General features: G+C 36.2%; 9 protein-coding genes, 2 pseudogenes and 1 CRISPR repeat array. Of the genes and pseudogenes, 9 read left to right on the forward strand and 2 right to left on the reverse strand.

Features of this window, described 5'->3' with window-relative positions; genetic code table 11:
* Nucleotides 1-99: 99 nt before the first annotated feature.
* The 3 genes and pseudogenes from cas1f to QSG86_RS09615 all read left to right on the forward strand — a co-directional run.
* Nucleotides 100-996: pseudogene (gene cas1f / locus QSG86_RS16670) on the forward strand (type I-F CRISPR-associated endonuclease Cas1f); the annotation flags it as partial.
* A gap of 42 nt (nt 997-1,038) precedes the next feature.
* Nucleotides 1,039-3,050: a CRISPR direct-repeat array (repeat unit 28 nt; unit sequence GTTCACTGCCTCATAGGCAGCTTAGAAA).
* Between the two features lie 249 nt (nt 3,051-3,299).
* Complete coding sequence (locus tag QSG86_RS09610) at nt 3,300-4,211, forward strand: TauD/TfdA family dioxygenase (protein ID WP_317031285.1); 912 nt, start codon at nt 3,300-3,302, stop codon at nt 4,209-4,211.
* 53 nt (nt 4,212-4,264) lie between these two features.
* Nucleotides 4,265-5,188 carry an AEC family transporter gene (locus tag QSG86_RS09615; RefSeq protein WP_317031286.1) on the forward strand — a complete coding sequence of 308 codons (924 nt, stop codon included), beginning with the start codon at nt 4,265-4,267 and terminating at the stop codon, nt 5,186-5,188.
* A gap of 507 nt (nt 5,189-5,695) precedes the next feature.
* Here the strand turns inward: QSG86_RS09615 and QSG86_RS09620 are convergent.
* Complete coding sequence (locus QSG86_RS09620; protein ID WP_062034426.1) at nt 5,696-5,971, reverse strand: hypothetical protein; 276 nt, start codon at nt 5,969-5,971, stop codon at nt 5,696-5,698.
* A 1,033-nt stretch (nt 5,972-7,004) separates the two neighbouring features.
* Between QSG86_RS09620 and mobC the strand changes: the two genes are divergently transcribed.
* From mobC to QSG86_RS09645, 5 genes and pseudogenes are all read left to right on the forward strand, one after another.
* A complete protein-coding gene (mobC, locus tag QSG86_RS09625) occupies nt 7,005-7,538 on the forward strand; it encodes a plasmid mobilization relaxosome protein MobC (RefSeq protein WP_317033346.1) in 534 nt (177 codons plus the stop codon).
* Complete coding sequence (locus QSG86_RS09630; RefSeq protein WP_317031288.1) at nt 7,535-10,009, forward strand: relaxase/mobilization nuclease domain-containing protein; 2,475 nt, start codon at nt 7,535-7,537, stop codon at nt 10,007-10,009. Before mobC ends, QSG86_RS09630 begins: the two co-directional genes overlap by 4 nt.
* A 159-nt stretch (nt 10,010-10,168) precedes the next feature.
* Nucleotides 10,169-11,316, forward strand: a protein-coding gene (locus QSG86_RS09635) for an IS3 family transposase (RefSeq protein ID WP_317030298.1) whose coding sequence is annotated in 2 segments (ribosomal slippage) — nt 10,169-10,415 and nt 10,415-11,316 — 1,149 coding nt in all. Because the reading frame shifts where the segments join, the coding sequence is not laid out codon by codon here.
* A gap of 296 nt (nt 11,317-11,612) precedes the next feature.
* A complete protein-coding gene (locus tag QSG86_RS09640) occupies nt 11,613-12,599 on the forward strand; it encodes an IS110 family transposase (RefSeq protein WP_317030947.1) in 987 nt (328 codons plus the stop codon).
* Between the two features lie 36 nt (nt 12,600-12,635).
* Nucleotides 12,636-12,752 (forward strand): annotated as a pseudogene (locus QSG86_RS09645) (IS5/IS1182 family transposase); the annotation flags it as partial.
* Here the strand turns inward: QSG86_RS09645 and QSG86_RS09650 are convergent.
* The gene (locus QSG86_RS09650; protein ID WP_317031289.1) at nt 12,731-13,081 is read right to left on the reverse strand and encodes a hypothetical protein; all 351 of its coding nucleotides are present in this window, start codon (nt 13,079-13,081) and stop codon (nt 12,731-12,733) included. The pseudogene QSG86_RS09645 and the gene QSG86_RS09650 sit on opposite strands and share 22 nt — an antisense overlap.
* 95 nt (nt 13,082-13,176) lie before the next feature.
* Here QSG86_RS09650 and QSG86_RS09655 point away from each other — a divergent pair, with 95 nt between their 5' ends.
* On the forward strand, nt 13,177-13,383 hold the full coding sequence (locus tag QSG86_RS09655) for a helix-turn-helix transcriptional regulator (RefSeq protein WP_317031290.1): 207 nt from the start codon (nt 13,177-13,179) through the stop codon (nt 13,381-13,383).
* Nucleotides 13,384-13,393: the final 10 nt, after the last annotated feature.

Below are 13,393 nucleotides of genomic sequence, written 5' to 3' on the forward strand. Positions count from 1 at the left end.
TATTATGTGAAACATTTTGTATTTTAAATAAATTTTTTATCGCTTTAAATGTGATGATTCGGTACATTAAAAGAAAATATAACGATCATAAAATAATATATGGAACAACTTAATCCTTCAGACTTAAAAGCCATTTTACATTCTAAACGTGCCAATATTTATTATCTTGAGCATGCTAGAGTGATGCAAAAAGATGGTCGTGTTTTATATCTAACCGAAGCAAAAAATGAAAATCAATATTGGAATATTCCGATTGCTAATACCACAGTAATTATGCTTGGTACAGGAACTTCAATTACCCAAGCCGCTATGCGTATGCTGGCCAGTGCAGGTGTATTGGTTGGTTTTTGTGGCGGTGGTGGCACGCCATTATTTATGGGCTGTGAAATTGAATGGATGACACCACAAAGTGAATATCGGCCAACAGAATATATGCAAGGCTGGATGCAATTTTGGTTTGATGAACAACAGCGTTTAGCGGTTGCCAAACAATTTCAGCTTGCCAGAATTGAGTTTATTGAAAAAGTTTGGAGTAAAGATCGGGATTTAAAAGCATATGGTTTTTATATAGATGATTTGGATATACATCATGCTTTAGATGGATTTGCAAAAAAGATTTCTCACTTCACTAAAGTCGGAGATTTATTACTTGCAGAAGCAGTAATGACAAAACAGCTTTATAAAATTGCTGCAACCCATACAGCGCTTAAAGATTTTAGCCGTAACCCAGAACAAGGTGATTTGGCTAATGACTTTTTAAATCACGGCAATTATCTTGCCTATGGACTCGCTGCAACCACACTTTGGGTACTTGGTATCCCGCATGGTTTTGCTGTGATGCATGGCAAAACACGTCGTGGTGCTTTGGTATTTGATGTAGCGGACCTAATTAAAGATGCCGTGGTTTTACCCTATGCCTTTATTTGTGCTAAAGAAAAAATGACTGAGCAAGAATTCCGTCAACAAATCTTACAAAAATTTACCGAGCATAGGTGCAGCTTAGAAAATGTAAAAGAAAGAATTAGACGCATTAAATCCGTTCACTGCCTCATAGGCAGCTTAGAAAGTGTCGCTTCCATATCCTGTCCTGTATGCATTGTTCACTGCCTCATAGGCAGCTTAGAAATTTGCAAAAGGGTACAACGGCCCAGCGTACGCGTTCACTGCCTCATAGGCAGCTTAGAAAAACAACAGATGGATCGGTTGACTTAACAACAAGTTCACTGCCTCATAGGCAGCTTAGAAAACCAACAATTGATGGATCAGTGGATTTCACTAGTTCACTGCCTCATAGGCAGCTTAGAAATGTTGATGAAAAGAAATGGCCGATGCCTGCCCGTTCACTGCCTCATAGGCAGCTTAGAAAATTGATAAACACGGCAACTTTACAACCATGATGTTCACTGCCTCATAGGCAGCTTAGAAATTGGGATGACGGATCATGCGGGTTTACGCTTGGTTCACTGCCTCATAGGCAGCTTAGAAAACTTCAAGGATCTGGTGATCAAAACTTTGCCAGTTCACTGCCTCATAGGCAGCTTAGAAATTACCGCCTGACATACTTACTATGTTTCTTGTGTTCACTGCCTCATAGGCAGCTTAGAAATGATGCAATCCAATCTTGAACTATAGAGAGTGGTTCACTGCCGCATAGGCAGCTTAGAAATCTAGGCCCATTTCTACAAGCAATAGATTGATGTTCACTGCCTCATAGGCAGCTTAGAAATCTGTGTGCAGGGAAAGATGCACCTAGTAGAGGTTCACTGCCTCATAGGCAGCTTAGAAAGATATTTATAATGATATTCAAATTATTAATACGTTCACTGCCTCATAGGCAGCTTAGAAATTGGGATGACGGATCATGCGGGTTTACGCTTGGTTCACTGCCTCATAGGCAGCTTAGAAAACTTCAAGGATCTGGTGATCAAAACTTTGCCAGTTCACTGCCTCATAGGCAGCTTAGAAAGATATTTATAATGATATTCAAATTATTAATACGTTCACTGCCTCATAGGCAGCTTAGAAAGTATGGTAAGCGTACTTTTGATGTGACTTTTGGTTCACTGCCACATAGGCAGCTTAGAAAACGACTAGCTGATTCTAATGTTATATAAAGTTGTTCACTGCCACATAGGCAGCTTAGAAAGTAAAAATCTATGCGTCATAGAAGACGATGTGGTTCACTGCCTCATAGGCAGCTTAGAAATTAACAATTAGATAGATCGCATCATGAATCAGGTTCACTGCCTCATAGGCAGCTTAGAAATTTTTAGTCAAGTATGGATGTGATTCGCACGGGTTCACTGCCTCATAGGCAGCTTAGAAAGTGACCGATGTAAATCACGCTCTGCTCGATCAGTTCACTGCCTCATAGGCAGCTTAGAAATCAGTCAATCATGCGTACCAAAGATGAAGTTGGTTCACTGCCTCATAGGCAGCTTAGAAATTTCAGTTTTGCTTCTTTCTCAAAAAAGGATAGTTCACTGCCTCATAGGCAGCTTAGAAAACCATCCGACAGCTTTACATTACTACCTTCTGGTTCACTGCCTCATAGGCAGCTTAGAAACATCCCAAATATCAGCATCGCAGCATCACGTTGTTCACTGCCTCATAGGCAGCTTAGAAAGCCTTTAGATTTGACAGGTGGGAAAAATCAGAGTTCACTGCCTCATAGGCAGCTTAGAAAACAGAACGTATTCAGCGTTGGTCGTCAATTGTGTTCACTGCCTCATAGGCAGCTTAGAAAATTTTTCGCTCATAATCGAGTTTAAGTTCTTCTGTTCACTGCCTCATAGGCAGCTTAGAAACGCACGTTGTGCTTGTCCTCCTTCAGAGGTACAGCGTTCACTGCCTCATAGGCAGCTTAGAAAAGAAACTGATTGCACGAAATACACCAGCTAATGTTCACTGCCACATAGGCAGCTTAGAAATAAAGACGGCATCGTGATGAATTTTAGACAGTGTTCACTGCCACATAGGCAGCTTAGAAAACCAGAATTTGGATTACATAAGTCAGGATATTGTTCACTGCCACATAGGCAGCTTAGAAACATTGTTTAGCCCCAACTTTAGCTCTCGCATCGTTCACTGCCATTATAGGCAGCTTATCATATTGTATTTATAGTTTATTTTTTTAATGATAATCAATCAGTGATTGGTTTTTATGGCGATATATTTTAATTTTTTAACGCTATAAAGATGTTTAGCCAGCGTGTAATTTTGTTTATTCAATGTTAATTATGAATTAAGTTAATCTTAATTCATGTAGGCTTTATCTCTATCAATAAAGGTCTAGATAAATGCATATTGTTGTATCAGATTTAATGTCTAAGCAATGGAAGTTAGAATTAATAAAAATAAATATTAAAAATCAGATTATTACAAATGATGCGCTGAATCTTAGTGCTCAATTGGCTAAAAAATATTTAAGTTTAAGTACACTCTCTGATGAAATTAAATATGGTGCTGGATTTTTAGAACTATATAATGTTCCTATTGATTCAGATATATATTCACCACCATCAAATGCTGAAAGGCCCTATGCAAAAGGTTATATTTCAGAGCTTGTATTATTAGGAATAACCAAAGCATTAGGCTTTCATCCTTTTTCTTATTTAGAAGAAAAACAAGGTGTATTTATTCATGAAATTACACCTACACACTATGATAATAATCAAAAAATTTCGAGTGAAGGGATACAAGAATTTGATTTTCATACGGATGGTGCTTACTTAGACAGATATATAAGACCTCATATATTAGTCTTATTATGTTTAATTGATGAGTTAAATACGGATACAAAGCTTATAAAAGTTGATGATATTATTCAAAAAATATCGGATAAAAATAAAGCTATTTTATCTGAAGCTAGATTTATACATTTGGCCCCCGAAACATTTAAAGTAAAACATAATGCAAATAGAAGTTCTGTCATTGATTTAGTTAATGGCTATTATGAAATGAAAATGGCATTTCACCAGATACAGCCTATAGATGACGATGCTAAAATTGCTTTGCAAGAACTAAAAAAAATCATGGATTGTCATTTTATTATAAAAAATTGGAAACCTGGAAATTTACTGATATTAAATAATTTAAGATATTTGCATGGAAGAGGCGAGATTAAAGGAAAACGTTGGTTACAGCGTTGTTATGGTTCATCTATTATTCCGAGTTTAACTCGACTTAATTTAGACCGATTTATTGAATGATTTTTATCAATGTGTACTAAATTTTAAATTATAAAAACAATATTGAGCATCATATGTTTAGTAGTATTTTACTTAGATCATTTTTATTATTATTTATTTCTGGTATTGGTTGGGGAGTTGGAAAAAGATTTCAACTAGATGGCAAGAGTTTAGCTTCGCTATTAATTTATGTTATTTCTCCTTTTGTTATTTTTTACTCAATCGTCCAGTCACCTGCCAATGGATATTATTTAATTTATGCTTTAGCTGCTTTTATAATAGCTTGCATAATGGCATGTTTGGGTTTGTTATTTGCACGGTTATTTTGGCAAGATAATCATATTCATCTTTTTGCCTTTGCAGCAGGTACAGGCAATACAGGATATTTTGCTTTACCTTTGGCCTTAGCTATTTTTAACCAACAGCAAATTGCGATTGCTATTTTTATTATTATTGGGGTGAATTGTTATGAATTTAGTGTTGGTTATTTTTTAACTGCAAAAGGCGCTATGGGTTATCGGGAAAGTTTAAAAAAAGTCATTAAGATGCCCATACTTTATGCTGCATTATTGGGCATACTATTTAAATATTTTGATTTTAGCTTAAGTGATATTTTACTTTCTTTTTTAGATAATTTTAAAGGTGCATACAGTGTATTAGGGATGATGACGATTGGGATTACGCTGGCTCAATTTTCTCAAATAGACATCGACTGGCGCTATGCCATCACCTCTATTTTTTGGAAACATGTGCTGTATCCTATTATGGCGGTTATGGTATTTATTTTTATCATTCCTGTGGATTTAAAAACCTTACAAGTGATAGGTTTAATGGCGGCAACACCGATGGCCGCAAATGTGGTGATTATTTCCAGCGCTTTGGGTTTACATCCAGAAAAAGCAGTGACCTCAGTCATGCTTAGCAGTGTCTTCGCAGTGGTGACAATTCCATTGGTTTTATACGTAATTGATCATTTGATACTACCGCAGTATGTTTAGCGTGGCGACGGAACCGGCTTGAGTAAAGTGGGTCAAAATGATCTCAGCAGATGCTAATTTGATAGAACAAAAACATCGATAATACATCGTGATGTTATATCATGTATGGGGATCTATTAATGGTCTATTTATTAAAAAGTGAGGTAAATGATCTATGGGATATTTATATTAGAATGTTTATAAATTATTGTTTTTATAATAAATAAAGTACTCCGGAGATGCCGCTGCATGTCATTACCCTTGAACCCGAAGAGTTCAAAGCTGGTTGCATGAATTAAGCAACATTAAGGTGTATTTGGAAACAAAAAAAATCCCATAACAAATTAATTTTCATACATATTTTTGTTTAAAGTCTACCAAAAAACAAGTAGCAACTTTAAACAACATTCTTGCAGTATACACTGGGTATACATGGAATTTAAGAGGTATTTTTATAACAAAGGTATACACTGGGTATACATTATATGGAATAAAAAAAGGCCTTTGTGGCCTTTTAAAAGTTGCGCGTTAATTGGAATTACAGGTATTCAAATACCTATTTTTACCTAAAAATTCTATGACATCTCTTTTTATATATCCCACTTTTCTTGGCCCCACTTTAATAAAGGGAATGCCATCGCCTTTACATCTTTTAGCTTGAAGCCAAGACAGTGATAGATCACATACCAAAGCTACGACTTCTGGTGAGAATACAGCATCTTCAGGAAGATTCCAAAATTGATGAATTGAGCTCAAACGTTGCTCTTCTGACATGCGAGCAATACGATCCAATCTTTTTTTCATTAATTTTACAGGTCCTATAACAATTTTTGTATTTTAGATATACCTATAGATATATCTTCTGATAGGAAGAACATAGCATATGAAATTTTTTTAAATTTCATTTCGTTTAAAACATCAAAAAATCGGTTTATTTTTTTATATGCCAGTTCTAATTATGAGAATGAATGAAATTGATCGGAAGGGGGACTTATGTCCTAAACAATGTTTATGAAGCTAATGAGAACTATCAGATTGATGTTTATTTATGTTGAAAGGAAGCTTGATCATCCACTTAACTATTTTAATTGCATGAGCTCCGCTATTACTCTTTATAGAACCGATAAAGAAATCAGGCTAAATTCACTTGGCTATTAGAATGCTAAGAGCTTATTAATAAATAGGTAAAACCTATAATTTACTCACCTGTATTGAGGAACTTTAAAAAAATGTGACACAGTTCAAAACTGTACGTTACACAGCAAAAAATTGTCCGTTTCATCCATTTTCTTGATTTTTTTAATTGCGTTACACAGCAAAATTTTGTGCGTTACACGGCAGAAAATACGATGTTACATGACATAAATTAAAATTTATAAAAACAATACTTTATTTATTTTCTATTGGGTTTGAGGCGCTTTTTAATAGAGCTATTTTATTCTTAATATCACTTTTTAATGCTTTTGACGAATAAAAGGTGAAGCAAGAGAAATTGTCTTATGTGTCCTCTTATTTTTAGACTTAAAAACAATTAATACATCTATTTAGCTCGATTCGTATCAATCTTATCTATTTTTACTCTTCGATTTTCTGAGTTAGCTCAAAGCATTTTTAATAAAAATTCAATGAAACAGGACGGTTGAAGATCTGTTTTTTCGCATTTGTTTATCATCAAAAGTGTGAGGGGAGGCCCTCTTCGAATTTGGACGAAGTCAAGCAAGCCTACCTGTAGCTACAAACAACGAATTCTGCGAATTCATTATTTGGTACGCAACAGGGCTTGTTAGGGGCGACCCCCTAAGACCCCAAAAAAACTTCAATTCATATGAGGTGGATGATGAAAAAATCAAAACGCGATATTACAAAACGGTTTCGTTTAACTGATGAGCAGGCAAAACGGTTAGACAGCTATCTTGAAAAGAATAAGTTTACATTTACTGATTTCATGCATTATCTAATTAAGATTGAGTTAGATCGTCGAGGTTGGTTGTGTAGTGAAAATGAGACTTTTGTTGAAACGGAGGTCAGCAATAGTCATGTCGATTTGCCAGTTCGACAGAGGAGACGGGAAAAATTTAATATTACTGGTCGTCCAGCTCCAGAGGTTGATCCTCAGCTATTAAAAAAATTAGGAGGTATTGGGCACAACGTGAATCAAATTACACGTTCGCTCAATATTATTTGTAAGTATCAACCCGATGTTATGCAGCAGTTTTCTTTTATAGATTGTCTTGATGTTTTGGCAGATATTCAGCTGCAAATTCATAAATATTTACCTGAAATCCCTCAATATACGATTTCAGAAAAACGCGTAGCGTATAACAGTTCAAAAGTACAAGGCTCAATAGAAAAAGTTGAGCATACATCATGATTATCAAATTTTTACCGGTCGGCACTGGAGATCCGAAGCTGGCAGTTTCATATTTGATTGGTGAGCTAGATCATAACGGTGATAGGCGAGCTGATGTAGAGATTTTAGCTGGTGATCCTTTTACCTTTTCTGCGCTTGCAGAGAGTGTGTCTTTTAAATATTGCTATACATCTGTTGTAATTGCGTGGTCACCGAAAGATCTCGTGACCGATGAGCATATCAGTGAAGTAGTATCTGAATTTCAACAGCACATTGGGGCAGGGCTTGAGCCTGATCAGTATCACATGACGGTCGTCATGCATAGTGAGGAAGATGGTTCAAGACATTTACATATATTAATACCTCGCGTTGAACTGAGAACTGGAAAATCATTTAATGTTGCCCCACCTGGGCACAGACACTATTTTGATCCACTACGAGATTACTTTAACTATAAATACAGCTGGTCTAGACCTGACGACGTTAAAGGTTTGGATTCGAACGAGCTGAATCAGCATGTCCATTTACACAGTGTAGAAGATATCAAAGCAAATTTAGATGGAAAAACAGACCAAAAGTGGACAAAGGCTGAGCGAGTTGAATTAGTGGATCAATTTATTCATCAACAGATTACGTTGCAGAAAATTAACAATCGTCATGAATTAGTTGAGTGTTTAAAACAGTTAGGCAATATCACTCGACTAAGTGCGAACTATATTTCTCTTAAGCATGAAATTGCTACAGATCGACTCAAAGGAAAATTTTATGGCGCAGATTTTTCATTTTTAGACTATCAACTTAAGCAAAGAAGAGCTTTGCAAAATAATATTGCAAGCGCACAAGAGCTTATGACGCATGAAGAGCGCTTCAAGAAGATGGACGAGAGCTTTAAAGAAATGCATCGTGTCAGAGCAAAACGTGCTGAATACAACAAAAAATATTATCAGCCCAAAAAGTCAAAACATCGAACCATCGATCATGACTTAGTAAATGAAGATATTTATATAAATTCAATGATCAGAAAGTTGATTCCTTCACCTGAAATTAATCATGAACAGACTTCTCAGACTCATGATCTTCACAAGAGAGATGTCGAGCCAACCAAGCAAAGCCACAGCTTATTAGCACAATTGGATGGAATGAGTGTGTCTGATGAAATCAATAGCATGTTTAAGCTAGGTGAAGAACTTGTTTCTGAGCCACCATCAACTTCTAGCCCAAACCTCTATGAAGTGGAACTGAAAGCTCCAAAAACAGATTTTGGGCCAAATAAAGCAGTTAAAGCGAATAACTACTCAATTGCAAAGACCCCGCAAATTTTTTGGGAAATTGACCAAATCCAACATTCTTTAAATTATCAAGCATCTAAATCAATGATAGGAGTTAAGTATGAGAGATACACCGTTGCAAGCACAGAAAAATCAATTGTTAGCACAGCAGAACACTGTGATCAGCGAATTGAAGAACTTGGTGAGCGTACTCAAAGACGAAATCGATCAACACAAACAGGTGATTGCAGCACAACAGAGTTATATCAACTCACTCAAGCAGTCAGAGATGCAACAGAAGCAAGAACAAGAGCTCATGAGGAAAGAAAACTTGCTTTTGAGCAAGAAGTTGAAAGATATGAACTCGAAGTCAATCGAGCAAGACAAAATCATCAAGTTATATCAAGAGGAACTGCAAAAAGAGATTTCATTGAAAGAGCTCATCGAGTATTTAGAGACACTAAAGACAGAATTAGAAACACATTTCAAGATATTATTAAAAGTCTCATATCTGAGGCCCCTGATTCAGGAGGAAATAGATGGCGTTTTAAGACCATATCTGAAAGGGCTGAAGCAATTGGAGTCGATCGACTGGTCAACATTGCAAGACAGCGAACTGAGCGTAGGCAACGTACTGAAAACGTTCAACGATTTAAACAAGAAATAGAGCTAATACAACAGCAGTCAGCTAAAAATAGGATACAGCATACAATCACAGATGCTTTAGTCAATGTGGGGAAAGCATTACCGGAACTGGATTTAACTGAAGTTAAACGTCTTGCTAGTCGCGCAGAAGTCTTTTTACAAGATTTTAATTCATCTGATACTGTTAATGATGATCCAGATTTGTGGCTTAATGGTTATGAATTTCATCTTGAGCGATGCGTAGAATCACTCAAGCACCAGCTCAATAAAAAGATCTATATAGGAAGTGATTTAGATGTGCTAAAACAGTTTGCAATGACCGTTGAAACGCATATAGAACAAATCGAATCAGAAACGTTATCTAAAACTTCACTAATCTTTTATGAAGATGCTCAGTTGAAAGTAGCTAAATTAGTTCAAGAATTTAGAGCTCATATTGTGCAGGGGAAAACAAATGTGAGTGTAGAGTCAGTAGAGCAAGCTCAAATGATGAGTCAGCTTGATAATGATTTTATGAATACTCAAAAGGATCATATTGATAGTACGTATATTGAAAGAGACGATGGACCACATTTTTAGTAATGAACATTAAATGATGAAATTGGGAGCTAAATGGCTCCCAACTTTTTAGGGATTTTTTAAGTATTAATGAAGCCCAAGCTGCTTGTATCTTGTGAATAGCCACCGATTTTGTAGACACCTTTTAGTTAGATAAAATGGCTAATTAACGAGGTGCTTATGAGCAGTAAACGATATCCTGAAGAATTCAAAATTGAAGCAGTAAAACAGGTCACTGAGAAAGGTCATAGTGTGGCCGAGGTTGCTACGCGTTTAGGAACCACCACCCATAGTTTGTATGCTTGGATTAAACGTTATGATCCACAGCAGCCCAAGACGATAGAGTCTAATGATCCAAGTGCAGAATTAGCAAAGTTAAAAAAAGAGCTGCAACGGGTTACTGAAGAAAGGGACATATTAAAAAAGGCCGCGGTGTACTTCGCAAGCCAGTCCAAATGAGGTACGCCTTTATTCAGGACAATCAGCACATATGGCCTGTTCGTCGTTTATGTTCAACATTAGATGTTCACCACAGTGGTTATTACGCATGGTTAAAGCAACCCACTAGTGAAACTGCAAGGAAACGGCAACAGCTTTCAGAACTGATTAAACAATTCTGGCTGGAATCTGGCGGAGTCTATGGCTATCGCAAGATTCACTATGATTTGAAAGATGTTGGCGAAAGTTGCGGGATCAATCGAGTACATCGACTGATGAAAGCAGATGGTCTTAAATCACAGCGTGGTTATCGTAAACCTAGAGCTCACGCTGGTACTCCAGCGGTCATTGCCGCAAACAGCTTAAATCGACAGTTTAATCCAACTCAGCCGAACCAATTATGGGTGACGGACATTACCTATATCCGTACACATGAAGGGTGGTTGTATCTTGCAGTTGTGATTGATCTATTTTCACGTCTTGTTGTTGGTTGGTCTATGAAATCCAGAATCACGACAGATTTGGTTTTAGATGCGTTATTGATGGCTTTGTGGCGAAGAAATCCAAAGAACAAAGTCCTAATTCATTCTGATCAAGGTAGCCAATATACCAGCCATGAATGGCAGACATTTCTCAAGCATCATAATCTTGAAAGTAGTATGAGTCGTAGAGGTAATTGCCATGACAATGCTGTTGCAGAAAGCTTCTTCCAGCTATTAAAGCGGGAACGAATTAAAAAGAAAATCTATGTAACTAGAACTGAAGCAAGATCCGATATCTTTGAATATATAGAGATGTTCTATAATTCAAAACGCAGACATGGTTCCAATGGTCAACGTTCTCCATTAGATTATGAAAAGGCCCATCAAAAGATGGTTATGTGTGTCTAGAATTTTGGTGGCTATTCATTGATTGATATAGTGATTAGCTACCACTATACGCAAATTGTAGAGTTTGGAGTGCTGCTTGTATCTTGATTGATATAGTGATTAGCTACCACTATACGCAAATTGTAGAGTTTGGAGTGCTGCTAAAATCTTAAATTTGAACCTGAGATAAAACCTACAATTTGCCCTTATCCCTCATACAACTCTGAACGGTAACTAAGCACTTTGATGCTGTATTCACAAGGTAAGATGATGGTTAATGGGATAAAAATCATAGCTTAAACTCAAGGAATATCACTATGATTATGCTAGGTATTGATGTCAGTAAAACCAAAATAGATTGTTGCATTTTCCCTCAAGGTTTGACTGGAAAAAGAAAAAATAAAATATTTACTAATACAGAAAGTGGCTTTGGCAGTCTGCTCAAATGGCTCATCACTCTTAAAATTGAACCTGATCAAGTGACAGCAATCATGGAAGCGACTTCGGTTTATCATGAGAATTTGGGATATTATCTATATGATGCAGGTGTAAAGGTTTGTGTGGCTAATCCTTCACGAGTAAGAGCCTTTGCCAAAGGCATGTCCATGCTAAATAAAACGGATAAAGCTGATAGTGAAGCTCTTTCACGTTATGGTTACACCGCAAAGTTAATCATATGGCAGCCTGAACCTGAAAATGTCAGATTATTAAAAGCTTTACTAGGCAGACGAGATGTCTATCTAGGTAGTCTATTGCAGGAAAAGAATCGACTTGAAAAGGCGCAGTCCACTCATACCTCCGTTGTTGTGATTAAATTATTTGAAGAGAATATTGAGTATTTAAATCAGCAACTTGAACATATTGATAAGTTAATAAATAATCACATAGATCAAGATCCAACATTGAAACAGGATTTGAAATTACTGCAAACTATTCCTTCAATCGGTGAACGATCAGGCTTATTACTGTTGGGGTTATTTCATTCGCACAAGTTTGAAAAAGCAAGTCAAGCTGCTGCATATGTAGGTTTGGTTCCAGTACATCAGTTGTCTGGCAGTTCAGTCAACAAGCAAAGTCACTTATCAAAAGCAGGTGACAGTAAAATACGCTCAGTATTGTATATGTCGGCATTAACAGCGATTAAATATAATCCACACATTGAAGCTTTATATCAACGATTATTAAGCCAGGGTAAAAATAAAATGTGTGCTTTAGGTGCTGCAATGCGCAAGCTTATACATCTGTGTTATGGCGTTTTAAAACATCAGACTGCCTATCAAAGAGATTATTTAGTGGTCGAATAATCTCAAAACCTGATTGACTACCAAGACGGTATCTCAGGTGATAAATTAACGGCAAGGAGTTTTTCTAGTCAAGTAAATGAGATCCATGCACGCATAGCCGTATTGAATAAATTTACCGAATTAGGTCGTCCTCATACCCAAGTTGTCTCTTGAGTTTTCTTTAAATGAGCAGAGTGCTGTCTTTTAAATCTTTGTGCAACAAAGCCGTTTTTAGCTAAAACTTGTTCCCGAAACTTATATAGTTTTATAGTCTCACTATATAAAAATACCCTATCATTATATCTAGAGTGTTCAGCGCTTAAAAAACCATTCGTTGTTAAAACCCTTAATCCATTGTACATTTTCTGCCTTAAACCCTTATCTACGATCTGATTTAGATGTTCAATATTTAACCAAAATAACTTTGCTTCCCAGTTTTGAATTTTATTTTCTAGTAATATTTTTACGAAGTACTTCTCAAGTGGTAGATAAAAGTCAAACATATAAATTTTCATTAAAAAATTAAAAGAGGATTATAGTCCGTGGATATATAGTCCTCAATTGGTGATATTTCTGTTTTTTGAGCAGTTAGTTTCAAATGACAGAATTATCTATCAAAATTGGCCATTTAATCCGCAATCGAAGAAAAGAACTAAAAATCACACAAGAGTCCCTCGCACTTCAATGTGGTATTGATCGCAGTTATCTTGGACGAATTGAACGAGGTGAAGTAAATATCACAGTCGAAAAACTATATGAAATTGCTAATACATTAGAAGTTGATATAAGAGGCCTACTACCTTAGTAAGAGGAAA

Source organism: Acinetobacter sp. SAAs474, from assembly GCF_032823475.1.
In the GTDB taxonomy this organism is placed as follows: Bacteria; Pseudomonadota; Gammaproteobacteria; order Pseudomonadales; family Moraxellaceae; genus Acinetobacter.